Origin of the sequence: Micromonospora sp. WMMC241, assembly GCF_027460165.1 — a bacterium.
GTDB classification, from domain to species: Bacteria; Actinomycetota; Actinomycetes; order Mycobacteriales; family Micromonosporaceae; genus Micromonospora; species Micromonospora humi.
This window is the reverse complement of record NZ_JAPZBF010000001.1, coordinates 5748204-5773924: the sequence shown is the minus strand read 5'-3', so window position 1 is coordinate 5773924 and position 25721 is coordinate 5748204. Positions and strand designations below refer to the sequence as shown.

23 protein-coding genes, 1 tRNA gene and 1 pseudogene are annotated in these 25721 nt (G+C 71.8%); 20 read left to right on the top strand and 5 right to left on the bottom strand.

Annotation, left to right across the window (positions count from 1 at the left end; translation table 11 throughout):
• Positions 1-76 precede the first annotated feature (76 nt).
• Complete coding sequence (locus O7598_RS26030; protein WP_269693875.1) at positions 77-553, top strand: DUF4383 domain-containing protein; 477 nt, start codon at positions 77-79, stop codon at positions 551-553.
• Here the strand turns inward: O7598_RS26030 and O7598_RS26025 are convergent.
• Positions 543-1208 (bottom strand): TetR/AcrR family transcriptional regulator, encoded by a 666-nt coding sequence (locus O7598_RS26025; RefSeq protein ID WP_269693874.1) that lies wholly within the window; start codon positions 1206-1208, stop codon positions 543-545. The genes O7598_RS26030 and O7598_RS26025 overlap by 11 nt on opposite strands.
• A 78-nt stretch (positions 1209-1286) precedes the next feature.
• Here O7598_RS26025 and O7598_RS26020 point away from each other — a divergent pair, with 78 nt between their 5' ends.
• The 9 genes and pseudogenes from O7598_RS26020 to cysN all read left to right on the top strand — a co-directional run bounded on the left by O7598_RS26020 (position 1287) and on the right by cysN (position 9776).
• On the top strand, positions 1287-2144 hold the full coding sequence (locus tag O7598_RS26020; RefSeq protein WP_269693873.1) for a helix-turn-helix domain-containing protein: 858 nt from the start codon (positions 1287-1289) through the stop codon (positions 2142-2144).
• A 15-nt stretch (positions 2145-2159) separates the two neighbouring features.
• A tRNA-Gln gene (locus tag O7598_RS26015) sits at positions 2160-2231 on the top strand.
• A 74-nt stretch (positions 2232-2305) separates the two neighbouring features.
• A pseudogene (gene glmU / locus O7598_RS26010) lies at positions 2306-3868 on the top strand (bifunctional UDP-N-acetylglucosamine diphosphorylase/glucosamine-1-phosphate N-acetyltransferase GlmU); the annotation flags it as partial.
• A gap of 56 nt (positions 3869-3924) precedes the next feature.
• Entirely contained in the window at positions 3925-4905 is a 981-nt protein-coding gene (locus O7598_RS26005; protein ID WP_269693872.1) for a ribose-phosphate diphosphokinase, read from the top strand.
• A 283-nt stretch (positions 4906-5188) separates the two neighbouring features.
• Entirely contained in the window at positions 5189-5881 is a 693-nt protein-coding gene (locus O7598_RS26000) for a 50S ribosomal protein L25/general stress protein Ctc (RefSeq protein ID WP_269693871.1), read from the top strand.
• 101 nt (positions 5882-5982) lie between these two features.
• Positions 5983-6573, top strand: coding sequence for an aminoacyl-tRNA hydrolase (gene pth / locus O7598_RS25995; RefSeq protein ID WP_269693870.1), 591 nt, complete (start codon positions 5983-5985; stop codon positions 6571-6573).
• Between the two features lie 74 nt (positions 6574-6647).
• Positions 6648-7481 (top strand): inositol monophosphatase family protein, encoded by an 834-nt coding sequence (locus O7598_RS25990; protein ID WP_269693869.1) that lies wholly within the window; start codon positions 6648-6650, stop codon positions 7479-7481.
• A gap of 79 nt (positions 7482-7560) precedes the next feature.
• Entirely contained in the window at positions 7561-8472 is a 912-nt protein-coding gene (gene cysD, locus O7598_RS25985; protein ID WP_091061121.1) for a sulfate adenylyltransferase subunit CysD, read from the top strand.
• Positions 8472-9776: a sulfate adenylyltransferase subunit CysN gene (gene cysN / locus O7598_RS25980; protein ID WP_269693868.1), complete on the top strand. Its 1305-nt coding sequence runs from the start codon at positions 8472-8474 to the stop codon at positions 9774-9776. Before cysD ends, cysN begins: the two co-directional genes overlap by 1 nt.
• A 63-nt stretch (positions 9777-9839) precedes the next feature.
• On the opposite strand, the gene galK is transcribed toward cysN, so the two are convergent.
• The gene (gene galK / locus O7598_RS25975) at positions 9840-10997 is read right to left on the bottom strand and encodes a galactokinase (RefSeq protein ID WP_269693867.1); all 1158 of its coding nucleotides are present in this window, start codon (positions 10995-10997) and stop codon (positions 9840-9842) included.
• A 56-nt stretch (positions 10998-11053) separates the two neighbouring features.
• Complete coding sequence (gene galE / locus O7598_RS25970) at positions 11054-12040, bottom strand: UDP-glucose 4-epimerase GalE (protein WP_269693866.1); 987 nt, start codon at positions 12038-12040, stop codon at positions 11054-11056.
• A gap of 174 nt (positions 12041-12214) precedes the next feature.
• Here galE and O7598_RS25965 point away from each other — a divergent pair, with 174 nt between their 5' ends.
• From O7598_RS25965 to O7598_RS25940, 6 genes are all read left to right on the top strand, one after another.
• The gene (locus tag O7598_RS25965) at positions 12215-13231 is read left to right on the top strand and encodes a hemolysin family protein (protein WP_269693865.1); all 1017 of its coding nucleotides are present in this window, start codon (positions 12215-12217) and stop codon (positions 13229-13231) included.
• Between the two features lie 33 nt (positions 13232-13264).
• Complete coding sequence (gene trpS, locus O7598_RS25960; RefSeq protein WP_269693864.1) at positions 13265-14290, top strand: tryptophan--tRNA ligase; 1026 nt, start codon at positions 13265-13267, stop codon at positions 14288-14290.
• 14 nt (positions 14291-14304) lie between these two features.
• Positions 14305-14850, top strand: a complete 546-nt coding sequence (locus O7598_RS25955; RefSeq protein ID WP_269693863.1) for a 2'-5' RNA ligase family protein — start codon at positions 14305-14307, stop codon at positions 14848-14850.
• Positions 14851-14906: 56 nt separating this feature from the next.
• Positions 14907-15854, top strand: a complete 948-nt coding sequence (locus tag O7598_RS25950; RefSeq protein WP_269693862.1) for a YhjD/YihY/BrkB family envelope integrity protein — start codon at positions 14907-14909, stop codon at positions 15852-15854.
• Positions 15851-16225: a GntR family transcriptional regulator gene (locus O7598_RS25945; protein WP_269693861.1), complete on the top strand. Its 375-nt coding sequence runs from the start codon at positions 15851-15853 to the stop codon at positions 16223-16225. Before O7598_RS25950 ends, O7598_RS25945 begins: the two co-directional genes overlap by 4 nt.
• A gap of 73 nt (positions 16226-16298) precedes the next feature.
• Positions 16299-16742, top strand: coding sequence for a hypothetical protein (locus tag O7598_RS25940; protein WP_269693860.1), 444 nt, complete (start codon positions 16299-16301; stop codon positions 16740-16742).
• Between the two features lie 151 nt (positions 16743-16893).
• Here O7598_RS25940 and O7598_RS25935 read toward each other — a convergent pair whose 3' ends face one another.
• Together O7598_RS25935 and O7598_RS25930 are read right to left on the bottom strand one after the other, a co-directional pair.
• Positions 16894-18528 (bottom strand): glycoside hydrolase family 13 protein, encoded by a 1635-nt coding sequence (locus O7598_RS25935; protein ID WP_269693859.1) that lies wholly within the window; start codon positions 18526-18528, stop codon positions 16894-16896.
• A gap of 173 nt (positions 18529-18701) precedes the next feature.
• Positions 18702-19772, bottom strand: a complete 1071-nt coding sequence (locus tag O7598_RS25930; protein WP_269693858.1) for a LacI family DNA-binding transcriptional regulator — start codon at positions 19770-19772, stop codon at positions 18702-18704.
• A gap of 197 nt (positions 19773-19969) precedes the next feature.
• Here O7598_RS25930 and O7598_RS25925 point away from each other — a divergent pair, with 197 nt between their 5' ends.
• The 4 genes from O7598_RS25925 (at position 19970) to O7598_RS25910 (ending at position 25684) form a co-directional block, all read left to right on the top strand.
• A complete protein-coding gene (locus O7598_RS25925; protein ID WP_269693857.1) occupies positions 19970-21223 on the top strand; it encodes a sugar ABC transporter substrate-binding protein in 1254 nt (417 codons plus the stop codon).
• Positions 21223-22866: an ABC transporter permease subunit gene (locus O7598_RS25920; protein ID WP_269693856.1), complete on the top strand. Its 1644-nt coding sequence runs from the start codon at positions 21223-21225 to the stop codon at positions 22864-22866. The genes O7598_RS25925 and O7598_RS25920 overlap by 1 nt, the downstream gene beginning before the upstream one ends.
• The gene (locus O7598_RS25915; protein ID WP_442929894.1) at positions 22863-23747 is read left to right on the top strand and encodes a sugar ABC transporter permease; all 885 of its coding nucleotides are present in this window, start codon (positions 22863-22865) and stop codon (positions 23745-23747) included. Before O7598_RS25920 ends, O7598_RS25915 begins: the two co-directional genes overlap by 4 nt.
• A 137-nt stretch (positions 23748-23884) precedes the next feature.
• Positions 23885-25684 (top strand): glycoside hydrolase family 13 protein, encoded by a 1800-nt coding sequence (locus O7598_RS25910; RefSeq protein WP_269693855.1) that lies wholly within the window; start codon positions 23885-23887, stop codon positions 25682-25684.
• The last annotated feature ends 37 nt before the right edge of the window (positions 25685-25721 follow it).

Here is a 25721-nt window from a genome sequence, read left to right as displayed (position 1 = left end):
GTCGGCGTTTTCCGGGACGGAGGCGGGCGACTCAGGCGACAATTGCCCCGAATCAGTCAGGCGACTGGAGGGCACCATGGCGCACTTCCCGGTGAACCACCCCGCGCGACCGCTCTACCGGGTGCTGTCCGGGCTCATCGGCCTCTACATCCTGGTCTTCGGCGTCTACGGCGTGTTCCAGACCTGGGGTGACGGGCTGTTCGGCCGGGACGGCAACTGGGCCCTCGGGCTGCGCACCAACCTGGCCTTCTCACTGGTCTCGGTGGCCTTCGGCGCGGTCCTCATGCTCGGCGCGTCCCGCCGCGACAACCTCGGGCACTACATGAACCTCACCGCCGGCGCGGTCTTCCTGGTCACCGGCATCCTGATGATGTCGGTGCTGCAGACCTCGGCGAACTTCCTGAACTTCTCGATGTCCACCGTCATCGTGTCGATGCTGTTCGGGCTGATCCTGCTCGCCACCGGCCTCTACGACAAGGTCGGGCCGCCCGAGCACGCCGAGGAGGAGCGCCGGCGCCGCTACCACCCGGTCGCCGAGGGCCCTAACCGCTGATCGGGCCCGGCTTCGACTCCAGGTGGGACAGGCCGTTCCAGGCCAGGTTCACCAGGTGCGCCGCCACCGCCTCCTTGCGCGGCTTGCGGACCTCCAGCCACCAGCGCCCGGTCAATGCCACCATGCCCACCAGCGCCTGCGAGTAGAGCTCCGCAAGCTTCGGGTCGTACCCCCGGCTGTGGAACTCCGCGCCCAGGATGTGCTCCACCTGGTGCGCGACGTCGTTCATCACGCTGCTGAAGTTGCCCGTCGCCGACATCAACGGCGACTCCCGGACCAGCACCCGGAACCCGCTGGTCTCCTCCTCGATGTAGGTCAGCAACGTCAGCGCGGCCTGCTCCAACAGCTCCCGCGGGTGACCGGCGGTCAACGCCGTGGTGATCCGGTCCAGCAACGAGCGGACCTCCCGGTCCACCACCACCGCGTAGAGCCCCTCCTTGCCGCCGAAGTGCTCGTAGACCACCGGCTTGGACACCTTCGCCCGCGCCGCGATCTCCTCGATCGAGGTGGCGTCGAACCCGCGCTCGGCGAAGATCTGCCGAGCGATCGAGATCAACTGCTCGCGTCGCTGCGTCGCGGACATCCGGACCCGGGAGGGCTTGGCTGCCGGGACGGCCCGCCGGCGAGCGCGGTCGCTGCCGGGAACATCGGTCACCCGCCCCATCCTGCCAGGCGCGGCGGGCGGGGGCCGACTGGTCCGGATGTTGTCGTACACATGTTCTAAGTTGCGCTCATGGCTGACCCACTCGCCGCCGAGGCGCGGCGGCTGCGCGTCGAGGAGCAGCTCTCCGTCGCGGAGATCCGGGCTCGCCTCGGCATCGGTCGGGACAGGGTCTACGCCCTGCTGCGTGGCATCCCCCCGCCGGCTTGGACCCGCCGGCCGCGGGCTCGTGACGAGGCTCGCGCCGAAGCCCTACGGCTGCGCGCGGACGGTCGGTCGGTGAACCAGATCGCGGAGCAGTTCGGGGTCGCGAAGTCGACCGCCTACCAGTGGGTGCGACACCTGCCGCTGGACCCGGACCCGGCGACGGCCGAGCGTCGGCGCGCGCACTCGAAGGCGATGACGGACGCCCGGTGGGGCGCGTACCGGGAGTCACGGGACGCGGAGCAGGCCGTCGAGCGGGCGCGGGCGGCAGGGGTCGTGGGCGAGCTCAGTGAGCGGGACCTGTTGGTGCTGGGCGCGGCGATCTACTGGTGCGAAGGGGCCAAGTCCAAGCCGTGGCGGCGGCCGGTGACGATGCAGTTCGTCAACACCGACCCGGGTCTGCTGGCGCTGTTCCTGCGCCTCCTCGAAGTCTGCGGCGTGGATCGGGCGGTGCCGACCTACCGGGTGAGCATCCACGAGTCGGCCGACGCCGAGGCCGCCGTCCGCTGGTGGGCGCGGCGGCTGCGGCTGCCCCTGGAGCGGTTCGGCCGCACCGTGCTGAAGCGGCATAACCCGACAACGGTGCGGCGCAACACCGGCGACACCTATCACGGTTGCCTGGTGATCACTGTGCCGCGCAGCCGTGCGCTCTACTGGCGGATCGAAGGTATGATCTCCGAGCTGTTCCGGATCGCGGACGGAGAGGCCGAAGAGGGCGACCCGTAGGTCTTGACACGGCAATGGGGTGTGGGGTAACGGCAACCCGCAGGCCTTTGGAGCCTTGAGCTCCTGGTTCGAATCCAGGCACCCCAGCTCATTCGCTGAATCGCGCAGGCGAGCGGCGTTTGTGCGGCCGGATGTGAATTGGGGCGAGTCGCGTGGTTAGCATGACCGCGAGACTGTCGCCGTCCCGACGGGAGCACGTCGTGTCCCAGCCCCACCTCCGCACCGTTGTCGTGCTCGCCGCCGGTGAGGGCAAGCGGATGAAGTCGTCCCTGCCCAAGGTGCTGCACCCACTGCTCGGCCGTACCCTGCTCGGTCACGTCCTGGTCGCCGCCGAGCCGTTGGGCGCGGACCGCACCGTGGTCGTGGTCGGCCACGGCGCCGACCAGGTGCGGGCGCACCTGGCCGAGGTGGCCCCGGCGGCCACGTCGGTCCTCCAGGAGCGCCAGCTCGGCACCGGGCACGCGGTCCGCATCGCGCTCGACGCCGTGCCGGACGCCACCGGCACGGTCGTGGTGATCAACGGCGACGTGCCGCTGCTGCGACCGGAGACGGTCGCGGCTCTCGTCGAGGCGCACGAGGGTGCCGCCGCCGCGGCGACCGTGCTGGCCGCCGAGGTGCCGGACCCGACCGGCCTGGGCCGGATCGTGCGGGACGTGCAGGGGCAGCTGGAGCAGATCGTCGAGGAGCGTGACGCCACGCCGCAGCAGCGCGCGCTGCGGGAGATCAACGCCGGCATCTACGCGTTCGACGTGGCCCGGCTGCGGGAGGCGCTGAGCAAGCTCTCCACCGACAACGACCAGGGCGAGGAATACCTGACCGACGTCTTCGCCCTGCTCCGGGACGCGGGCGAGCCGGTTGCGGTGCACGTCGCGGCCGACCACGTGGAGACGCTGGGCTGCAACGACCGGGTGGAGCTGGCCGGGCTGCGCCGGCTGTTGCGCGACCGGGTCAACGAGCGCTGGATGCGCACCGGGGTGAGCCTCCTCGACCCGCACACCACCTGGATCGACGTGACGGTGACCGTGGAGCGGGACGCGGTGATCGACCAGAACACCCAGTTGCAGGGCGTCACGACTGTCGGCGCGGGCGCCCTGGTCGGCCCGGACACCACGCTCGTGGACACCGTGGTGGGCGAGGGCGCGAGCGTGGTGCGCAGCCACGCGGTGGGCGCCGAGGTGGGCCCGCAGGCCAGCGTCGGCCCGTACGCCTACCTGCGGCCGGAGTCGCGGCTGGGTCGCAAGGCGAAGGTCGGCACGTTCGTGGAGACCAAGAAGGCGTCGATCGGTGAGGGCTCGAAGGTGCCGCACCTGTCGTACGTGGGGGACGCGACGATCGGCGACCACAGCAACATCGGCGCGGCCTCGGTCTTCGTCAACTACGACGGGGTGCGCAAGCACCACACCACCATCGGCAGTCACGCGCGCACCGGGGCGGACAACATGTTCGTGGCGCCGGTGCGGGTGGGCGACGGCGCGTACACCGCGGCCGGTTCGGTGATCATCGCGGACGTGCCGGCGGGCGCGATGGCGGTGGCCCGGGGTCAGCAGCGCAACGTGGAGGGCTGGGTGCTGCGCAAGCGGGCCGGCACGGCGGCCGCGGAGGCGGCGCGGCGGGCCGGCGAGGGTGCGTCGGAGTCGGGCGGGTCCGCAAGCGAAGGTGACTGAATCCACGGGGGCGGCCGGGCCATGGGTGGACCGGTGAACCCGGGGGATACTGCAACCGAACAGTCCCCGGCCCCACCTCCGCCGGGCACCACCGACACACGGGAGCAGACGGGCCCATGGGCAGCATCGTCGCCGAGAACCGCAAGAGCCTGATGCTCTTCTCCGGGAGGGGTTTTCCGGAGCTGGCCAAGGAGATCGGTGAGGTGCTCGGCGTCGCGCCGACGCCCGCCGACGCCTACGACTTCGCCAACGGTGAGATCTTCGTACGGTTCAAGGACTCGGTGCGTGGTTCGGACGCCTTCGTGGTGCAGTCCGTGACGCACGGGGTGAACACCTGGGTCATGGAGACCCTGATCATGGTGGACGCGCTGAAGCGCGGTTCGGCCAAGCGGATCACCGTGGTGCTGCCGTTCTACCCCTACTCCCGGCAGGACAAGAAGCACCGGGGGCGGGAGCCGATCTCGGCGCGGCTGGTGGCCGACCTGCTGAAGACCGCGGGCGCCAACCGCATCCTCACCGTCGACCTGCACACCGCGCAGATCCAGGGCTTCTTCGACGGCCCGGTGGATCACCTGTTCGCGATGGACATCCTGGCCGAGTACGTCGAGCACAAGTACGCCGGCCGTCCGATGACGGTGGTGGCGCCGGACTCGGGCCGGGTGCGGGTGGCCGAGCGGTGGACGGACCGGCTGGGCGGTTGCCCGCTGGCGTTCATCCACAAGACCCGGGACCCGATGAAGCCGAACCAGGTGGTGGCGAACCGGGTGGTCGGTGAGGTCGAGGGCCGGGTGTGCCTGATCGTCGACGACATGATCGACACCGGTGGCACGATCAGCAAGGCGGCCGACATCCTGAAGGAGTCGGGCGCGGCGGAGATCGTCGTCGCGTCGACCCACGCGTTGCTGTCGGACCCGGCGACGGAGCGGTTGAAGAACAGCCCGATCAGCGAGGTCGTGGTGACGAACACGCTGCCGCTGCCGCCGGAGAAGCAGCTCGACAAGCTGACCGTGCTGTCGATCGCGCCGCTGCTGGCCCGGGCGATCCGCGAGGTCTTCGACGACGGTTCGGTGACCACCCTCTTCGGTGGCCTGAGCTGATCGTCCGGCCCGGCCGCCGGCGTCGTCCGGCGGCCGGGCCGTTGCCCTGCGGACCGGCCGGGGCGGTGATATGGGGACTGCCGGAGAGTCGGGAAATCGCTCGGGTAGACTGGTGCGGTTGCCACGGCGAGGGTGCCCGGCGGGCTGCTGAATAGCACCGCACGGAGGCGCCGTCATCGACGCGGTGCTCCGGGCGGTCGTTCATGACCTTGAGCCCCAGCGAGCCCCTCGCCCAGCACCGCCAGACGACAAGCCGCCGCAGCGAAGCATCAGGAGTTTCCCCGTGTCCGAGGTAAAGATCAGCGCCGAGCCCCGTACCGAGTTCGGCAAGGGTGGTGCCCGTCGTACCCGCCGGGCCGGCAAGGTGCCCGCCGTGCTGTACGGCCACGGCGAGAAGCCCAAGCACATCGCGCTGCCGGCGCGGGAGTTCGCCGCCGCGATCCGTAAGGGCGGCGCGAACCAGCTCTTCGCGATCGAGGTCAGCGACGGCACCCAGGTGCTGGCGCTGCCGAAGGCGATCCAGCGTGACCCGATCAAGGACAGCTTCGAGCACGTGGACCTGCTGCTGGTCCGCCGTGGCGAGAAGGTCACCGTCGAGGTCCCGGTCCAGCTGACCGGTGAGGCCGCGAAGGACACCCTGATCGTGCACGACCACGACACGCTGTCGGTGACCGCCGACGCGACCAAGGTGCCGGACCACCTGGAGGCGTCGATCGAGGGTGCCGAGCCGGGCACCACGATCACCGCCGGTGACGTCGAGCTGCCGTCCGGCGTCGAGCTGGCCACCGACGAGGAGACCGCTGTCGCCTCGGTGACCGCCGCGCCGACCGCCGAGCAGCTCGAGGCCACCCTCCCCGAGGTCGAGGAGGCCACCGAGGAGGCCGAGGCCGAGGCCGGCGAGGAGACCGCCGAGGCTCCGGAGGGCGCTCCGGCCGCCGAGGGCGAGGCTCCGGCCGAGGCGAAGACCGAGGCCTGATCGGTCCGCAGGCTGTGCGACAGGCGTCCCCGGGGTTCGGGGGCGCCTGTCGGCGTATCGGGGCGGGTCGTCGGGGTAGCGAGCGGGAAAGGGTGTCTCAGGTGACGGACGAGGCGGGGCCGTGGCTGGTGGTCGGCCTGGGCAACCCCGGTCGGGAGTACGCGAACAACCGGCACAACGTGGGGTTCATGGTGGCCGACCTGCTGGCGGCGCGGGTGGGCGCGAAGTTCGGCCGGCATCGGCGCGCGGTGGCCGAGGTCGCCGAGGGTCGGCTGGGGTTCGGCGGCCCGAAGCTGGTGCTGCTGAAGCCGTTGACCTACATGAACCTCTCCGGTGGCCCGGTGGCGGGGCTGGCCCAGTTCCACAAGATCCCGCCGGCTCGGGTGATCGCGGTGCACGACGAGCTGGACATCGACTACGGGCAGGTGCGGGTGAAGTTCGGCGGTGGCGAGGGCGGGCACAACGGCCTGCGGTCGATGTCGAAGTCGCTCGGTACGAAGGACTACGCGCGGGTGCGGTTCGGTGTGGGGCGCCCGCCGGGCCGGCAGGACCCGGCTGACTTCGTACTCTCGGATTTCTCCGCCGCGGAGCGCAAGGAGCTGGAGTTCCTGGTCGACCGCGCGGCGGACGTGGTGGAGTCGGTGGTCACCAAGGGTGTGGAGCCGACGCAGAACCTGTACCACGGGGCGTGACCGGCGGACCCGGCAGCGGCCGGTAGTCTGCGCCTTCGACGTGAGCGAAGGCGGGCGACGGGAGCGGTAACACGATGGGCAGTCCTCCGATGATCGACGGCGCGTTCGCCCGCTGGCTGGCGTCGCGGGCCGGGCAGGCGTTGACGGACCTGCGCGCGGAGATGGGCTTCGCCGACGCCGGGGCGTTGCGGTCGGCCGGGGACAAGGTCTCGCACGACCTGATCCGGACCGAGCTGGCGCGGTGGCGTCCGGCGGACGCGGTCCTGTCGGAGGAGGACGAGGGTTCGCGCCTGGCCTGGACCGCGGAGGTGAGCCGGGAGGCGATGCCCCGGCTGACCACGGACCGGGTGTGGATCGTCGATCCGCTGGACGGCACCCGGGAGTACGCCGAGGAGGGGCGCGGCGACTGGGCGGTGCACGTGGCGCTCTGGTCGCGGCACGCGCCCACGCCGCACGGTCTGGTGGCGGGCGCGGTGGGCCTGCCGGCGCAGCACCGGGTGCTGGGCACGGACTACCCGCCGGCCTATCCGCCGATGCGGGTGGAGGCGGCGACGGCGGGTGGCGCGCGGACCATCCGGTTGGCGGCGAGTCGCAGCCGTCCGCCGGTTTTCCTGACCGATCTGGCGGCGGACGTCGGCGCTCATCTGGTTCCGATGGGCTCGGCGGGTGCGAAGATCGCCGCCGTGGTCACCGGTGAGGTCGACGCGTACATCCACGCGGGCGGCCAGTACGAGTGGGATTCGGCCGCTCCGGTCGCTGTGGCGACGGCCACCGGACTGCACGCTTCCCGGATCGACGGTTCTGCGCTGAAATACAACGAGGCCGACCCGCGCCTACCGGATCTGTTGGTCTGCCGCAAGGATCTCGCGAGTCGGTTGCTTGCGGCGTTGCAGCGGCACTCCGGGTAACCTGAGCGTTCTTCTTCACGAGTCCGACCGGAAAGGTCTGGAATCCGATGTGCGGATCCGAGCGAATCGAGTTCGTGTCATGACGGCCCCCGCCGCGTACCAGGTGTCGCACCTCGACGCGCTCGAGGCGGAGAGCATCTTCGTGATGCGCGAGGTCGTCGCCGAGATGGAGCGGCCGGTGCTGCTCTTCTCCGGCGGCAAGGACTCGATCGTGATGCTCCGGTTGGCGCAGAAGGCGTTCGCGCCGGCCAACATCCCGTTCCCGGTGATGCATGTGGACACCGGGCACAACTTCCCCGAGGTGCTCGACTACCGCGACCAGCGGGTGGCCGAGCTGGGCCTGCAGCTCATCGTGGCGAGCGTCCCGGAGGCGCTGAACAAGGGCATGGTCCGCGAGGCGGCGGACGGCACGCGTAACCGGATCCAGACGCCGGTGCTGCTGGACGCGGTGGAGAAGCACCGTTTCGACGCGCTCTTCGGCGGTGCCCGGCGGGACGAGGAGAAGGCCCGGGCCAAGGAGCGGGTGTTCAGCTTCCGCGACGAGTTCGGCCAGTGGGATCCGAAGAACCAGCGCCCGGAGTTGTGGTCGCTCTACAACGGCCGGCACCACCCCGGCGAGTCGATCCGGGTGTTCCCGCTGTCCAACTGGACCGAGCTGGACGTCTGGCACTACATCGCACGGGAGCGGATCCCGCTGCCGTCGATCTACTACGCGCACGAGCGCGAGGTGATCGAGCGCGACGGCATGCTCTACGCGGTGAACGAGTTCTTCCGGGCCCGCGCCGGCGAGCAGCCGGTCAAGGCCCAGGTGCGGTACCGGACCGTGGGTGACGCCTCGTGCACCGCGGCGGTCCGCTCGGACGCCGACACGGTGGAGAAGGTGATCGAGGAGGTGGCCGCGACGCGGATCACCGAGCGCGGCGCGACCCGCGGTGACGACCGGGTCAGCGAGGCCGCCATGGAGGACCGCAAGCGGGAGGGCTACTTCTGATGAGTGTCGAGACCTTGGCGCCGGCCGACGGCGAGACCAGCGTACGGCCGATGGACCTGTTGCGGTTCGCCACCGCCGGCAGCGTCGACGACGGCAAGTCGACGCTGATCGGTCGGCTGCTCTACGACACGAAGTCGCTCTTCAGCGACCAGCTCGCCGCCGTCGAGGCGGTCAGCGCGGCACGCGGCGACGAATACACCAACCTGGCGTTGCTCACCGACGGCCTGCGCGCCGAGCGGGAGCAGGGCATCACCATCGACGTGGCGTACCGCTACTTCGCCACGCCGCGGCGCAAGTTCATCATCGCCGACACCCCGGGGCACATCCAGTACACCCGGAACATGGTCACCGGCGCCTCCACTGCCGATCTGGCGCTGATCCTGGTGGACGCGCGCAAGGGCCTGGTGGAGCAGTCCCGCCGGCACGCGTTCCTCTGCTCGCTGCTGCGGGTGCCGCACCTGGTCCTGTGCGTCAACAAGATGGACCTGGTCGACTGGTCGCAGGAGGTCTTCGAGCGGATCGCCGACGAGTTCACCGCGTTCGCGGCGAAGCTCGACGTGCCGGACCTGACCGTGGTGCCGGTCTCCGCGCTGCGCGGCGACAACATCGTCTCCCGCTCGGAGAACATGCCGTGGTACGAGGGCCCGTCGCTGCTGCACCACCTGGAGCGGGTGCACATCGCCTCGGACCGGAACCTGGTCGACGTCCGCTTCCCGGTGCAGTACGTGATCCGGCCGCAGTCCACGACCGTCACCGACTACCGGGGCTACGCGGGTCAGGTGGCCTCGGGCGTGCTCAAGCCGGGTGACGAGGTGATGGTGCTGCCGTCCGGCTTCACCAGCCGGATCGCCGCGGTGGAGACCGCCGACGGGCCGGTGGACGAGGCGTTCCCGCCGATGTCGGTGACGGTCCGGTTGACCGACGAGATCGACATCTCGCGGGGCGACTTGATCTGCCGCCCGAACAACGCGCCGATGGTCGCGCAGGACATCGAGGCGATGGTCTGCTGGATGGACGAGAGCCGGCCGCTCCAGGTGGGCGGCAAGTACGCGATCAAGCACACCACCCGGTCGGCGCGGGCGATAGTGCGCGAGCTGCACTACCGGCTGGACATCAACTCGTTGCACCGGGACGAGTCGGCCGGCGAGCTGAAGCTCAACGAAATCGGCCGGGTCCGGCTGCGGACCACCGTCCCGCTGCTCGCCGACGAGTACCGCCGCAACCGCACCACGGGCGGCTTCGTCATCATCGACGAGTCCACCAACCGCACGGTGGGTGCCGGCATGATCGTCGAGGCCAGCTGAGCTGACGCTGTTGTGTGAGAGGGGGCCCCTTCTTGACGCCAGGCGTTAAGAAGGGGCCCCTCCTTACAGCCGGGCAACGCCGGCGGCGGGGAGGACCGTGAGGGTGCCGGGGGCGGCGAAGCCGCGCTCGGCGTACGCGGCGGCCACCGCGGCCGCAACCGTCTCGGCGGCGGAGGCGTCGACCAGGGCGAGCACGCAGCCGCCGAAGCCGCCGCCGGTCATCCGGGCGCCGTACGCCCCGGCGGCCAGCGCCGCCTCGACCGCGGTGTCGACCTCCGGCACGGTGATCTCGAAGTCGTCGCGCATCGAGGCGTGCGAGGCGGTCAGCAGCGGACCGATGTCGCGGGCCCGGTCGGCGCGGAGCAACGCGACGGTGTCGAGCACCCGTTGGTTCTCGGTGACCACGTGCCGGACCCGGCGGCGGGTCTCGTCGTCGTCGAGGCGGGCCAGCGCCGCGTCGAGGTCGGCGGTGGGCACGTCGCGCAGGGCGGCCACGCCGAGCGTCGCGGCGGCCCGTTCGCAGCTCCGGCGCCGGGCGGCGTACTCGCCGTCGGCGTGCCGGTGCGGCGCGCGGGAGTCGACGACCAGCACGGCCAGCCCGGCGGCGTCCAGGTCGAACGGGATCTGTTCGACCTCCTCGCTGCGGCAGTCGAGGAAGAGCGCATGCCCCTCCCGGCACCGGACGACGGCGGACTGGTCCATGATCCCGGTCGGTGCGCCGACGTAGTCGTTCTCTGCGCGCTGGGCGAGCCGGGGCCACCGGTCGGTGGGCAGGTCGAGCCCGCCGAGGTCGACCAGCGCGGCCAGCACCGCCGACTCGATGGCGGCCGACGAGGAGAGTCCGGAGCCGACCGGGACGTCGGAGGCGATCGCGAGCCGCGCGCCGGGGACGTCGAGGCCGGCGGCGCGCAGCGCCCACACCACGCCGGCCACGTAGGCGGCCCAGCCGTCGACCCGGCCGGGTTCGTCGGCCTCCGCGGCCCCGAACTCGACTGGCTCGTCGTCCAGCTCCGACCAGACCGTCCAGCGGCCGTCCGGGCCGGGCGCCGCGGCGACGACGGTACGCAGGGGGAGCGCGAAGGGCAGCACGAAGCCGTCGTTGTAGTCGGTGTGCTCGCCGATCAGGTTGACCCGACCGGGAGCCGCCCAGCGGCCGGCCGGCTCGGCGTCGTACCGCTGCCGGAAGCCCTCGGTGGCGCGGTCCGCGACGTCGCCGCTCACCGCGCCGCCTTTCGTTCGCGACTGCGGGGCTCGCAACCCCGGCTCACTCCTCGCGCTCACGAGGTCGGCCCGGCGATGTGCTCGCGGTAGAACGCCCAGGCGTCGCCGACCATGTCGTGCAGGGTCGGCTTCGCCGGCACCCAGCCCAGCTCGTCGCGGGCCAGCGCGGACGACGCGACCAGCTCGGCGGGGTCGCCTTCGCGGCGCGGCGCCACCTCGACCGGCACCGGGTGACCGGTGACCTCGCGGACCACCTCGACCACCTGCCGGTTGGTGAAGCCGTTGCCGTTGCCCAGGTTGTAGATCCGGTGCCGGCCCGGCGTGGCCGCGTCGAGGGCGAGCAGGTGGGCGCGGGCCAGGTCCTCGACGTGGATGTAGTCGCGGACGCAGGTGCCGTCGGCGGTGGGGTAGTCGTCGCCGAAGAGCTGGAGTTTCTCGCGCCGGCCGGCGGCCACGTCGAGGGCGATCGGGATGAGGTGCGTCTCCGGGTCGTGCCGCTCGCCGATGGTCGCGCCGTCGTGCCGGTAGGCCCCTGCGACGTTGAAGTAGCGCAGCGAGACGGCGCCCAGCTCGTGCGCGATCGCCTCGGAGGTGAGCGCCATGTCGACGGCCAGTTTCGTGGCCCCGTAGGTGCTGGTGGGGGCCTTGACGGCGGTTTCCGGGATGGGCAGCTCGGTGGGGTTGCCGTAGACGGCGGCGGTGGAGGAGAAGACCATCCGCGGGACCCGGGCGGCGCGGACCGCGTCGATGAGGGCGAGCGAGCCGACGGTGTTGGTGTGCCAGTAGAGCTCCGGGCGGGTCATCGACTCGCCGGCGGCGATCAGGGCGGCGAAGTGCAGCACGCCGTCGAACCCGGCGTCGGGGGTGAGCACCCGGGCCGCCTCGTGCACCGGCAGGTCGACGTGGGTGGCGTCGGGGGCGAGCGCCTCGCGGTGGCCGGTGCGCAGGTCGTCCAGCACGGTCACCCGGTGGCCGTGGTCGAGCAGCATCCGGGTCACCACGCTGCCGATGTAGCCGGCGCCGCCGGTGACGAGCAGTTTCACGTCGGTCCTCCTGCCTGGCCGCGTCCGTGTCGGCCGTTCCGTGATCACCCTACGGCCGGCGGTGGTGGCACGGCGGTGGAGTGAGTCCCACTCCATTCCATCACGATCCACCAGGATTGAACAGATACGCACATCGGGTCGGCCGTCCGGCGGGCGCTGTCTACCATGCTTCTCATGCGGGAAGCGGGTGGTCCCGGGCCCCGGCGACGACCGTCGGGGCGACCCCGACGCGAATCCGGCCCGCTGGCCCGGACGGTGGCCCGCGTCGTGGTGCGGGCCGCCGACGGCGCCACCCGCCTGGTCACCGGCCTGCTCGGGGCGAGCCCCACCGCCGGGCGGGAACGGATCAGCGAGGCCGAGCTACGCGACCTGGTGGCGGCCAACACGCTTCTCGACGCGGACGAGCGCCGGATCATCGACGAGGTGCTGGTGGCCGGCGCGCGGCTGATCCGCGAGGTGATGGTGCCCCGCACCGAGGTGGTCTTCCTCGCCGCCGGCCTGCCGGTGACCGAGGCGCAGCGACTGGTGCGGGCCGACCCGCACACCCGCTACCCGGTGGTGGACGGCACCCACGACGACGTGGTCGGCCTGGTGCACCTGCGGGACGTGCTGCTCCGCCCGGAGCCGGCCGGCCCGGTCGCCGTCGGGGAGCTGACCCGCGAGGTGAAGCGGCTGCCGGGCAGCAAGCGGGTGCTCGCGGCGCTCACCGAGATGCGCCGGGAGGGCCACCACCTGGCCGTGGTGGTCGACGAGTACGGCGGCACCGCCGGCATCGTCACCTGCGAGGACCTGGTCGAGGAACTGGTCGGGGAGATCCACGACGAGGGCGACGGCCCACCCGGTCCGGCCCCCGCCGGCCTGCCCGCCGTGGTCGACGGCCGGCTCAACCTGGCCGACTTCGCCGAACGCACGGGCGTCCCGCTGCCCGCCGGCCCGTACGAGACGGTCGGCGGATACGTGATGGCCGCGCTGGGCCGCCTGCCGGTGGCCGGCGACGAGGTGCCGGTCTCGGTCGGGGCGGACGACGGGGCGGACGCCACCGATCCGGAGGGCTGGCTGCTGCGGGTGCTGGCGCTCGACGGCCGGCGGGTGTCCCGCCTGGCGGTCTCCACCCGGCGCCTGCCCGAGCCCCGGCGCGAGGTCAGCGGCCCGCCGCCACCCGTACCGGCCCGACCCGCCGGCCCGTCATGACGAATCCCCGGCCTTGCTGACAGAATCACCGCCATGTCCGACGTACCAGTCCGCCCGCGCGTCTTCTCCGGCATCCAGCCGACGGCCGACTCGTTCCACCTCGGCAACTACCTGGGCGCGCTGCGGCACTGGGTGGCCCTGCAGGACAGCCACGACGCGTTCTACTGCGTGGTGGACCTGCACGCGATCACCGCGGGCCACGACCCGGCGGTGCTGAAGCGGCGCAGCCGGGTGGCGGCCGCGCAGCTCTTCGCGCTGGGCATCGACCCGGAGCGCAGCACCCTCTTCGTCCAGTCGCAGGTGCCCGAGCACCCGCAGTTGGCCTGGGTGCTCGGCTGCATCACCGGCTTCGGCGAGGCCGGCCGGATGACCCAGTTCAAGGACAAGTCGCAGAAGCAGGGCAGCGAGCGGGCCAGTGTCGGCCTGTTCACCTACCCGATCCTGCAGGCCGCCGACATCCTGCTCTACCAGGCGCACGCGGTGCCGGTCGGCGAGGACCAGCGGCAGCACCTGGAGCTCTCCCGCGACCTGGCCCAGCGGTTCAACTCGCTGTTCGGCCCGACGTTCACGGTGCCGGTGCCGCACATCGTGAAGGACACTGCCAAGATCACCGACCTGCAGGACCCGACGGCCAAGATGTCGAAGTCGTCCTCCTCCCCGGCCGGCATCATCGACCTGCTGGAGGACCCGGCCCGCTCGGCCAAGAAGATCCGCTCCGCGGTCACCGACACCGGCCGCGAGATCGTCTTCGACGCGGAGGGGAAGCCGGGCATCTCCAACCTGCTCACCATCTACTCCGCGCTGTCCGGTCGCGGCATCGACGACCTGGTCGCCGCGTACGACGGCCGGGGCTACGGCGACCTCAAGAAGGACCTCGCCGAGGTGGTGCGGGAGTTCGTCACCCCGGTCCAGGAGCGCACCAACGGCTACCTGGACGACCCGGCCCAGTTGGACAAGCTGCTCGCGCAGGGCGCGGAGAAGGCCCGGGCGGTGGCGGCCGGCACGCTGCGCACCGCGTACGACCGGGTCGGCTTCTTCCCCCCGGTGCGGTCCGAGTAGCGGCCGGCGCGGAGATGGCGGACAACGTGACGGACGGCGGGGACACGATCCAGATCGGGATCGCGGTGGACATCCCCGAGCCGTGGGGCGGGATGCTCACCCGCCGGCGGGTCTCCGCCGGCGACCCGCAGGCCGTGCCGGCCCACGTCACCCTGCTCGGGCCCACCGAGATCCCGGTCCGCGCGCTGCCCGCCGTCGAGGAGCACCTGACCGGGGTGGCCGCCGCGCACCTGCCGTTCACCCTGCACCTGCGCGGCACCGGCACATTCCGCCCGGTCACCCAGGTGGTCTTCGTGACGGTCGCGGCCGGGATCAGCGAGTGCGAGCTGCTCGCCTCCGCCATCAACTCGGCCCCCGAGCTGCGTCGGGAGGCACGCTTCCCCTACCACCCGCATGTGACCGTGGCCCAGGACGTGCCGCCCGAGGTGCTCGACAAGGCCTACGAGGACCTCGCCGACTTCTCCGCGCTGTTCGAGGTGGAGGCGTTCACGCTCTTCTCGCACAGCGGGGCGGCCCGGTGGCAGCCCCGCCGCGACTTCCGGCTCGGCGGCCGGCGCTGAACACCCGACCCGCCGGGCCTCCTCCGCCGGGGGCGGTGATCGGCGAGGATGGCGGGGTGAACGTCTTCGGCCGGATCGAGGCGGCGCTCGGTCGCCGGATCGACGCGGCCCGCGGTCGATCGCCGGTCTTCGACCACCTGTGGCAGGCCGGGACGCTCTACGCCGACCTGCTCGCCGGTCGGCTCGCCGCCGCCATCGCCTACTACGGCTTCTTCGCCGTGTTCGCGCTCGCCCTGGTCGCGTACTGGATCTTCGGCGCGGTGCTGCGGGACAACGAGGACGTGAGCCGCGCGGCGGCCGACTTCCTCCGCGAGAACCTGCCGTTCCTCGACCCGGCCCAGATCGCCGAGAGCAGCAACACCGTCGGCGTGGTCGGCCTGGTCATCCTGGTCTTCACCGGGATCGGGTGGGTGGAGGCGATCCGCTCCTCCCAGCGGCTGATGTACGGCTTCAACCAGCAGCCCGGCAACCTGGTCATGCGCCGCCTGGTCGACCTCGGCGTGCTGGTCGCGGTCTTCGTGCTGCTCTTCGTCTCGGTCGCCGCCGTCGACGCCCTGGAGTCGCTGCTGCGGTTCCTGCTGCGCAGCACCGGTTCGGTCGGCCTGACCACGGTCAGCGCGGTGCTCAGCGTGCTGGTCAACGCCGTGCTCGCCGCCGCGCTGCTGCTGGCCGTGCCCCGGCTGCGGATGAGCCGGCGCCGGCTGCGCCCGGCGGTGCTGACCGTCGCGATCGGCATCACTCTGCTCAACACCGTGGGGCGCTACTACGTGGTGCGCACCGAGCGGAACCCGGCCTACACGGTGGTGGCGACCGCGGTGGGCCTGCTGCTCTACCTCTACCTGCTCAACCAGCTGGTGCTCTTCGGCGCCGCGCTCGCCGCCACCAGCCGGTACGGCCGGGTGGTGGACCTGGCCGAGGGCGGGGCGGGGGCACGGGAGGTGGACGTGGAGGCGGACGTGCTCGACGAGGAGACCGATCCGGGCACGCCCGGAGGCGGCGGATGAGCCCGCGCGTCCGGGTCGACGCCGAGTCGGCGGTGCCCCCGTACGAGCAGGTGCGCGCGCAGCTCGCGAGCGCCATCGGCGACGGTCGGCTGGCGGTGGGCACCCGGCTGCCCGCGGTCCGGCAGCTCGCCGCCGACCTGGGGCTGGCGGCGAACACGGTGGCCCGGGCCTACCGCGAGTTGGAGTCCGCCGGCCTGGTGGAGACCCGCGGCCGGCACGGCACCGTGGTGGCCCCGGGCCGCGACGACGCCACCGACCGGCTGCACCGCGCCGCCGAGGGGTACGCGGCCGAGGCGCGTCGCCTGGGTGTCCCGCCGGAGCGGGCGCTCGCGCTGGTCCGTGCGGCGCTGGACGCCGGTACGCGTGGTTGAGAGCGGTCGCCTGAGCGGGGAGAGTCGGGGGATTGCCGTCCCCGCGCGGGCGCGCAGCGACCATGATGGGCCGGTGGGCGCACTCGTGACACTGGACCTGCCGGACGACTCGCCGATGCTGGGCCTGCCGTGGATCATCACGTTCGGTCCGCTCGGCGCGGAGGACGAGTGGGAGCCGGTGGTCTGCGGCCCGTACGAGCGACCGCACGCGCTGGCGCTGGCCGAGGCGGTGGTGGCGGAGGAACAGCTGATGGCGGTCGTGGAGCCGCTGCTTCCGGCGCTCACCCCGGAGGAGATCCGCGGCGAGATCGCCGCCGCCCAGATCGCCGCCGCCGACGAGGTGGCCGAGATCGACCAGGCGGATCTCTACGGCGACTTCGAGGACGTCATCGACGACGAGCTGGAACTGGCCGCCGAGCGCCAGCCGGAGCCGCAGCCGGCGAGCCCGCCGGACCGCGACGAGGTCCGGGCCGGGTTCGCCCGGATCGCCGCGCTGCTCACCGCGAAGGGCGCCTGACCGCCGGGGCGGGCGTCGATGGACACCGGCCCCCGGGAGCGGACTCCCGGGGGCCGGTACCACCTCACCCCCCACCACAAGGGGTCGGCAGCCCAGCCGCCCGTCGGCGCGGGGCACAACGGACGGCCAGGTCGTTGGCGGGTTACCCGGCTCAGCGCCGTTCGAACCACGCAGCTGAGTCCACCGGCAGGACGTGTCCGTCGCCCCGCTCGGTGAGGTCGGCGCTGGCGACGAGCGGCCGGCCGTGGCCGGTGACCGTCACGTCGGCGCCGCTGAGGTTGACCACACAGGTCAGCTCGGTGTCACCGGCGGCGCGACGGAACGCCAGCACGCCGGGCTCGGTCTCCAGCCAGGTGATGCCGGCGAGGCCGGCCAGCGCGGGGTGCTCGCCCCGGATCCGCAGCGCGGCCCGGTAGAGCTCCAGCGTCGAGCCGGGCGTTCCGGTCTGGGCGGCCACCGAGAGGGCCCGCCAGGTCGCCGGCGCGGGCAGCCAGCTCAGCTCGCTGCCGTCCGGCCCGAAGCCGTACGGGGCCAGCTCGCCGCTCCACGGGATCGGCACCCGGCAGCCGTCGCGGCTCTCGCCGGTGCGCCGGAACGCCGGGTCCTGGCGCAGCTCGTCGGGGAGGTCCAGCACCTCCGGCAGGCCCAGTTCCTCGCCCTGGTAGACGTACGCGCAGCCGGGCAGCGCGAACATCAGCAGCGCGGCGGCCCGGGCGCGGCGCAGGCCGACCTCGCCGTCGCCGTAGCGGGTGACGTGGCGCTGCCGGTCGTGGTTGGAGAGCACCCAGGTGGTGGGCGCGCCGACGATCGTCGACTCGGCAAGCGCCGTGTCGATCACCTTGCGGAACGAGTCGGCCGACCAGGTGGCGTCGAGGAAGTCGAAGCTGAACGCCTGGTGCAGCTCGTCCGGGCCGATGTAGCGGGCCAGCCGCTGCGGCGTCTCGGCCCAGGCCTCGGCGACCGCCATCCGTCCGCCGGGGTAGCTGTCCAGGATCGGCCGCCAGGCGCGGTAGATGTCGTGCACCTCGTCCTGGTCGAAGTAGGGCAGCCGGCCCTTGCCGAGCAGCTCAGACTGGCGCTGCCCGGTGGTCATCGAGTTGAAACCGACGTCGGGCAGGCCCTCGGCCTTGATCATCCCGTGCGCCACGTCGATCCGGAAGCCGTCCACGCCGCGGTCCAGCCAGAACCGTAGGACGTCCTCGAACTCGGCGCGCACCTCGGGGTGGCGCCAGTTCAGGTCGGGCTGGGCCGGGTCGAACAGGTGCAGGTACCACTGGCCGTCGACGACCCGGGTCCAGGCGGGGCCGCCGAAGATGCTCTCCCAGTCGTTGGGGGGCAGCTCGCCCTGCTCGCCCTTGCCGTCGGCGAACAGGTAGCGCTCGCGCTCCGGCGAGCCCGGGCCGGCGGCGAGCGCGGCGGCGAACCACGGGTGCGCGCTGGAGGTGTGGTTGGGCACCAGGTCGACGATGATCCGCAGGCCCAGGGCGTGGGCGTCGGTGATCATCTCGTCGAAGTCGGTCAGGTTGCCGAAGAGCGGGTCGACGTCGCGGTAGTCGGCCACGTCGTAGCCGGCGTCGACCTGCGGCGAGGTGTAGAAGGGAGTCAACCAGAGCGCGTCGACGCCCAGGTCGCGCAGGTAGGGCAGGCGCCCCCGGATGCCCTGGAGGTCGCCGACGCCGTCGGAGTTCGCGTCGGCGAAGCTGCGGACGTAGACCTGGTAGACGACCGCGGAGCGCCACCAGTCGTCGTCGGTGGTCAGCGGCGCGGGGGTGGGGGCGGAGGTCATCGGCGTCGATTCCCGTTCTGTGGCGGCACAGGGTGTCTGAGCAGAATGCCGCGCCGCCTCTGCAAGAGTCAAGCATTCCTTGCGCAAGAAATGACCGCGATCACGCGTTGGCCAGGTCGATCACGCACGGGTAGCCGTCCCGGATCGCGGGACGGCGGGGCGAGGGGTTGGCGTCAGGCGGGGACGGCGAGGGAGGTGGGGGTGGGGCGCTGGCGCTTCACGGCGGGGGTGGGGCGGGAGACCGCGGTGGAGCCGCGCACCACCAGCTCGGGGCGGAACAGATACTCCGAGTGCGGCGCGGCGTGTCCGTTGATCTCGTCGACCAGGGCCCGCACCGCGGCGACCGCCATCGCGGTCACCGGCTGACGCATGGTCGTCAACGGCGGATCGGTGAAGGCCATCAGCGGCGAGTCGTCGTAGCCGACCACGGACAGCTCGCCGGGTACGGACCGACCGCGCTGCCGGGCGGCCCGGATCGCGCCGAGCGCCATCAGGTCCGAGCCGCAGACGATGCCGGTGACGTCCCGCTCGATGAGCCGGCCGGCGGCCGCCTCGCCGCCCTCCACGCCGAACAGGGACAGCTCGGCCAGCTCGTCCAGCTCGCTCTCGGCCACGCCGGCGAGCCGGGACATGGCGGCCCGGAAGCCGGCCACCCGGCGCTGCACCGGCACGAACCGGTCCGGGCCGGTGATCAGCCCGATCCGGCGGTGGCCGAGCGCCACCAGGTGGGCGACGGCCAGCTCGGTGGCCTCCCGGTCGTCGCAGGAGACGAACGGCGCGGCGATGTTGGGGGCGAACCCGTTGATCATGACGATCGGCAGCGGCCGGGCGATCAGCGCCCGGTACCGGTCGTGGTTGGCCGCGGTGTCGGCGTGCAGGCCCGAGACGAAGACGATGCCGGAGACCTGGCGGTCCAGCAGCATCTCCACGTACTCGTCCTCGGTGACCCCGCCCGGGGTCTGCGTGCACAGCACCGGGGTGAACCCGCTCTGCGCCAGGGTCGACTCGATGACCTGGGCGAACGCCGGGAAGATCGGGTTCTCCAGCTCGGGCACGACCAGGCCGACCAGCCCGGCGCTGCGCTTGCGCAGCCGGGCCGGACGCTCGTAGCCGAGCACGTCGAGGGCGGTGAGGACGGCCTGCCGGGTCTCCGGGGCCACTCCGGGGCGGTCGTTGAGCACCCGCGACACCGTGGCCTCGCTGACTTCGGCCTGTTGGGCGATGTCGGACAGTCGAGCGCGCATGGCGGCACTTTAGCTCAACGGCAAAGTCTTGCGTACACTTCTGCAAGCCCTTCCATTCTCTGCAACCTCTTGCTAACGTCCCCGCAACATGCGAGACCAGCGGCGCAGTACCCCCGCGCCGGTTAGCAAGAAATTTCAGAGGTTCCCACTGGCGGTCGCCCTTCCCCCGGCGGACCGCCATGACGACAGGAGTACCGATGCGCATCCGTACCGCGGGTGTGGTCGCCGTCCTCGGCCTGGCGCTCGCCGCGTCCGGCTGTGGTGACAGCGGCAGCGACAAGCCGGCCGCCGAGCAGTCCGCCAGCAAGGCGACCGGTGGCAAGCTGGTCATCTGGGCCGACGACAAGCGCACCGCCGCCCTCAAGCCCTTCGCCGACGAGTTCGGCAAGGAGAACGGCGTGACCGTCGAGGTCCAGGCCGTCTCCAAGGACCTGCAGACCAACTTCGTCACCGCCTCCCAGCAGGGCAGCGGCCCGGACGTCGTGGTCGGCGCGCACGACTGGATCGGCAACCTGGTCCAGAACGGCGCCATCGACCCGGTCCAGCTGCCGGCCGAGCAGAAGACCGGCTTCAACGAGACCGCGATCAAGGCCGTCACGTTCAACGGTCAGCTCTACGGTGTGCCCTACGCCACCGAGAACGTCGCGCTGATCCGCAACACCGAGCTGGCCCCCGAGGCGCCGAAGACGATCGAGGACCTGGTCACCGCCGGCAAGAAGCTCAAGGCGCAGAAGAAGGCCACCGAGATCCTCTGCCTCCAGTCCGGGCAGAACGGCGACGCGTACCACATCTACCCGCTGTACACCTCGGCCGGCGGCTACCTGTTCGGCACCGCCGCCAACGGCGACTACGACCCGAAGGACCTGGGCGTGGGCAAGCCGGAGTCGATCGCCGCGTTCCAGAAGATCGGCAAGCTCGGTGAGAAGGGCGACGGCGCGCTCAAGCGTTCCATCACCCCGGAGAACGCCATCTCCACCTTCACCGGCAAGAAGTGCGCCTTCCTGGTCTCCGGCCCGTGGGCCGTCGCCGACGCCAAGAAGGCCAACATCAAGTACGACATCTCCCCGGTCCCCGGCTTCGCCGGCGCCAAGGAGGCCCAGCCGTTCGTGGGCGTCCAGGCGTTCTACGTCGCCGCCAAGGGCAAGAACAAGGCCCTGGCCCAGGAGTTCGTCACCAACTACGTGACCAAGCCCGAGCTGGCCGTCGCGCTCTACAAGGCCGAGCCGCGCCCGCCGGCGCTGACCGCCGCCTTCGACCAGGTCAAGGGCGAGGACGCGGACCTGGCCAAGTTCTCCGAGGCCGGCAAGAACGGCCAGGTGCTCCCGGCGATCCCGGCCATGGCCGCGATCTGGGACCCGTTCGGCAAGGCCGAGGCCGCCGTCATCGGCGGCGCCGACCCGGCCAAGACGATCACGGCCGCTGGCAAGACCATCCAGGGTCAGATCAAGTAATGAGCGAGCCGCTGTCCGGCCCGGGGTCCGCCACGCGGACCCCGGGCCGGGAGCCCGCTCGGCCCGGGCTCCCGCGCTCCTCCCGCACCGCGCGGAACCACGCGCCGATCACCGCGACCGGTCTCCTCGTCAAGGTGGTCCTGCTCGGCCTGGTGGCCGGAATCGCGCTCTGGGCGGCGTTCCCGCTCATCGAGGCCGGATACTGGCTCGGACTGGGCGTCCTGGCGGTCACCACCGCCGGCCTGTTCTACCTCTACCTGAGCCGTCGGCACATCCCGGCCAAGTACCTGGTCCCCGGCACGCTCTTCCTGATCGCCTTCCAGATCTTCCCGGTGCTCTACACCGCGAGCACCGCGTTCACGAACTTCGGCGACGGACACCGCGGCAGCAAGGACGACGCGGTCGTCGCCATCCAGACCTCCTCGGTGAAGCAGGTTCCCGGCTCGACCGAGTACGCGCTCACCATCGCCACCACCGGTGACCCGGCGACCGGGCCCCTGACCTTCCTGCTCAGCGACCCGAAGACCAAGGAGGTCTTCGCCGGTGACGCGGGCGGGCTGCGCCAGCTCGACGCCTCCGACGTCACCGTCAGCAGCCTCAGCGGCAAGATCACCGCCGCCGACGGCTACACCGTGCTGAACATCGGGCAGGCCAGCGGCCGCAGTGACGCGATCACCGCGCTGATCGTGCCGACCGACGACGGCGCCATCCGCTCCAACGGCCTCACCCGGGCCTACGAGGGCAAGGCGGCCCGGGCGTACGACGCCGGCTGCGACTGCGTCAAGGACAGCGAGACCGGCAAGACCTGGACCGCCGACGAGAAGATCGGCTCCTTCGTCGCCGCCGACGGCGAGCGGCTCACCCAGGGCTGGAAGGTCAACGTCGGGCTGAAGAACTTCGGCGCGGTACTCACCGACCCGAACATCTCCAAGCCGTTCTTCGGCACGCTGGCCTGGAACTTCGCGTTCGCGATCGGCTCGACCGGGTTCACGTTCCTGCTCGGCATGGCCATCGCGCTCGCGCTGCACTCGCCCCGGATGCGGGGCACCAACTTCTACCGGGTGCTGCTGATCCTGCCGTACGCCATGCCCTCGTTCGCGATGCTGCTGGTCTGGCGGGACATGTTCAACACCGACTTCGGCCTGCTCAACAACCTGTTCGGGCTGGACGTCGACTGGTTCGGCGGCGCCTGGTCGGCCCGGATCGCGGTGCTGCTGGTGCAGCTCTGGCTCGGCTACCCGTACATGTTCCTGGTGGCCACCGGCGCGCTCCAGGCCATCCCGCGGGAGTTGACCGAGGCCACCTCGGTCGACGGGGCGTCGCCCTGGCAGTCGTTCAAGGCGGTCACCCTGCCACTGCTGCTGGTGGCGCTCTCGCCGCTGCTGATCGCGTCGTTCGCGTACAACTTCAACAACGTCAACGCGATCCTGTTCACCACCGAGGGCGGGCCGTTCGCGCCGGACAACCCGCGCAACGGCGCCACCGACCTGCTGATCACCTACACGTACCGGCTGGCGTTCGGCGCCCAGGGCGCCGAGTTCGGCCTGGCCGCCACCGTCTCGATCTTCATCTTCGCGATCGTGGCGACGGTGTCGGCGATCAGCTTCCGGCGCACCCGCAAGCAGGAGGAGGTGTACTCGTGACCAGCATCGCGCAGAAGCCGGCGGTCCGCGGATCGCGCAACCGGTGGTTCACCCAGGTCGGCTGGCGGCACCTGGTCGGGGTGCTGGCCGTGGTGTTCAGCCTCTTCCCGATCCTGTTCGTGATCTCGGCGGCGCTCAACCCGCTCGGCACGCTCTCCTCGACCCAGTTGCTGCCGACCGGGGCGTCGTTGGAGAACTTCACCAACCTGTTCGACCGCACCGCGTTCGGCCACTGGTTCCTCAACTCGCTGCTGCTCGCGGGCGTGGCCAGCTTCGCGTCGATCTTCCTGTCGGCGCTGGCCGCGTACGCGTTCTCGCGGATGCGGTTCGCCGGGCGTCGGGTCGGCCTGCTGGCGTTGCTGCTGATCCAGATGTTCCCGCAGTTCCTGGCGATCGTGGCGATCTTCCTGATCTTCACCACGCTCACCGACCTCTACCCGGTGATCGGCTTCAACACCCCGTGGGGCCTGTTCCTGCTCTACATGGGTGGCGCGCTGGGGGCCAACACCTGGCTGATGAAGGGCTTCTTCGACACGCTGCCGAAGGAGCTGGACGAGTCGGCGACCATGGACGGCGCCTCGCACGTGCAGGTCTTCTTCCGGATCATGCTGCCGCTGGTGGCACCGATCCTGGCGGTGACCGGCCTGCTCGCGTTCATCGGGTCGATCAACGAGTTCATCATCGCCAACGTGTTCCTCACCAACACCGAGTCGAAGACCCTCGCGGTCGGCATGTACGGCCTGGTGGCGGGCGAGCGCAACAACAACTTCGGGATGTTCGCGGCGGGCACGCTGCTCACCGCGATCCCCACGGTGCTGGTGTTCCAACTTCTCCAGCGCTACATCGTCTCCGGCCTCACCTCCGGAGCCGTCAAGGGCTGAGCCTCCTCGGCTCACGCTGCGGCAAGGGCGTCGTGTCGGCGTACACCACAGCGGTTTGGAGGGCGGACCGTCGCGGTCGGGTGACCGATCGCGGCGGTCGCCCCACTCACTGTCGGTACGACGCGGAAGGCACCACCATGTCCCTACAGCCGCACCACGACGGATCCGCCACCTACGTGCCGGAGCAGGAGCCCGCGCTCGGGCAGACCGTGCCGGTCTTCGTCCGGGTACCAGCCGGCTCCGGCGTCGACCGGGTGCACGTGCGCACCACCGGCGACGGCGAGCCGCACTTCGCCGAGGCGGTCGTCGACCGCACCGCCGGCGGTGACGTGTGGTGGCGGGCCGACGTCGAGGTCCGCAACCCGGTCAGCAACTACCGCTTCCTGCTCGACGGCGACCACGGTGCCCGATGGCTGAACGCGGCCGGCACGGCCGCCCACGACGTGCCGGACCACGGCGACTTCAAGCTGGTCAGCCACGCGCCGCCACCGGCCTGGGCCCGGGACGCGCTGATCTACCAGATCTTCCCGGACCGGTTCGCCCGATCGGGCGCCGCCGACGGCCGCGCCGCCCCGGACTGGGCCATCCCGTGTGACTGGGACACCCCGGTGATCGGCCGGGGCCCGGAGACGCCCCGCCAGTTCTACGGCGGCGACCTGGACGGGATCGCCGAGCGTCTGGACCACCTGGAGCGGCTCGGCGTCAACACGGTCTACCTCACGCCGATCTTCCCGGCGCGCTCCAACCACAGGTACGACGCGTCCAGCTTCGACACCGTCGACCCGCTGCTCGGCGGCGACGCGGCGCTGGTCCGGCTCGCCGACGCGGTCCGCGCCCGGGGCTGGCGGCTGCTCGGCGACATCACCAGCAACCACACCGGCGACGCGCACCGCTGGTTCACCGACGCGATCTCCGACGTCCACGCCCCGGAGCGCGCGCTGTACTACTTCGACCTTCCGGGACACGACTACGAGTCGTGGAACGGGGTGAAGTCGCTGCCGAAGCTCAACTGGGGCAGCGCGGAGCTGCGCCGGCGCTTCGCCACCGCCGAGGACTCGCTGCTGCGGCGCTGGCTGCGCCCGCCGTACGGGCTGGACGGCTGGCGGGTCGACGTGGCGAACATGACCGGCCGGCGCGGCGTGGACGCGTACACCCACGAGGTGGCGCGACTGCTGCGCGAGGTGGTCGCCGAGACCCGGCCGGACGGGCTGCTGCTCGCCGAGCACGGCCACGACCACACCGGCGACCTGGACGCCGACGGCTGGCACGGCACCATGAACTACGTCGGCTTCACCGACCCGGTGTGGTCCTGGCTGCGCCACGGCGACGGCCCGGTGCCGAACTTCCTCGGCACGCCGGGCGGGGTGCGGCGGCGGGACGCGGACGCGGTGCTGGCCACCATGAACGCCTACCGGTCGCTGATCTCCTGGCGGTCGTACACGCACTCGTGGCAGCTGCTCGGCTCGCACGACTCGGCCCGGATCCGCACCGTGGTCGGCGACGCGGCCCGGCAGGAGGTCGCCGCCGGGCTGCTCGCCACCATGCCCGGCACCCCTGTCATCTTCGCCGGTGACGAGCTGGGCCTGACCGGCACCAACGGGGAGGGCTCGCGTACCCCGATGCCGTGGCACCGGCCGGAGAGCTGGGACCGGCGCACGTTCGACGCGTACCGGTCGCTGCTGGCGCTGCGCCGCGACGAGCCGGCGCTGCGGCACGGCGGCCTGCGGTGGGTGCACGCCGACGCGGACACGCTGGTCTTCCTCCGCGAGACGCCGACCGGCTCGGTGCTGGCGCTGGCCCGCCGCGCCCCCGGCCGCCCCATCCACCTGCCCGGCCTGCCGGCCGCCGACAACATCTACGGCGGCGCGCCCGCGCTGCCCCCCGGCGCGGCCACGCTGCCCGCCGACGGCCCCACCTTCCAGCTCTGGCGCTGGTGAAAGGAGGGGCCCCTTGTTAACGCATTCTGCATAACAA

What these genes read in the sequence shown, in the direction of transcription:
- O7598_RS26030 (WP_269693875.1), top strand. Translation starts at nt 77, where the DNA reads ATGGCGCACTTCCCGGTGAACCACCCCGCGCGACCGCTCTACCGGGTG.
- O7598_RS26020 (WP_269693873.1), top strand. Translation starts at nt 1,287, where the DNA reads ATGGCTGACCCACTCGCCGCCGAGGCGCGGCGGCTGCGCGTCGAGGAG.
- O7598_RS26005 (WP_269693872.1), top strand. Translation starts at nt 3,925, where the DNA reads ATGGGCAGCATCGTCGCCGAGAACCGCAAGAGCCTGATGCTCTTCTCC.
- O7598_RS25990 (WP_269693869.1), top strand. Translation starts at nt 6,648, where the DNA reads ATGGGCAGTCCTCCGATGATCGACGGCGCGTTCGCCCGCTGGCTGGCG.
- cysD (WP_091061121.1), top strand. Translation starts at nt 7,561, where the DNA reads ATGACGGCCCCCGCCGCGTACCAGGTGTCGCACCTCGACGCGCTCGAG.
- cysN (WP_269693868.1), top strand. Translation starts at nt 8,472, where the DNA reads ATGAGTGTCGAGACCTTGGCGCCGGCCGACGGCGAGACCAGCGTACGG.
- O7598_RS25965 (WP_269693865.1), top strand. Translation starts at nt 12,215, where the DNA reads ATGCGGGAAGCGGGTGGTCCCGGGCCCCGGCGACGACCGTCGGGGCGA.
- trpS (WP_269693864.1), top strand. Translation starts at nt 13,265, where the DNA reads ATGTCCGACGTACCAGTCCGCCCGCGCGTCTTCTCCGGCATCCAGCCG.
- O7598_RS25955 (WP_269693863.1), top strand. Translation starts at nt 14,305, where the DNA reads ATGGCGGACAACGTGACGGACGGCGGGGACACGATCCAGATCGGGATC.
- O7598_RS25945 (WP_269693861.1), top strand. Translation starts at nt 15,851, where the DNA reads ATGAGCCCGCGCGTCCGGGTCGACGCCGAGTCGGCGGTGCCCCCGTAC.
- O7598_RS25935 (WP_269693859.1), bottom strand. Translation starts at nt 18,528, where the DNA reads ATGACCTCCGCCCCCACCCCCGCGCCGCTGACCACCGACGACGACTGG.
- O7598_RS25930 (WP_269693858.1), bottom strand. Translation starts at nt 19,772, where the DNA reads ATGCGCGCTCGACTGTCCGACATCGCCCAACAGGCCGAAGTCAGCGAG.
- O7598_RS25925 (WP_269693857.1), top strand. Translation starts at nt 19,970, where the DNA reads ATGCGCATCCGTACCGCGGGTGTGGTCGCCGTCCTCGGCCTGGCGCTC.
- O7598_RS25920 (WP_269693856.1), top strand. Translation starts at nt 21,223, where the DNA reads ATGAGCGAGCCGCTGTCCGGCCCGGGGTCCGCCACGCGGACCCCGGGC.
- O7598_RS25910 (WP_269693855.1), top strand. Translation starts at nt 23,885, where the DNA reads ATGTCCCTACAGCCGCACCACGACGGATCCGCCACCTACGTGCCGGAG.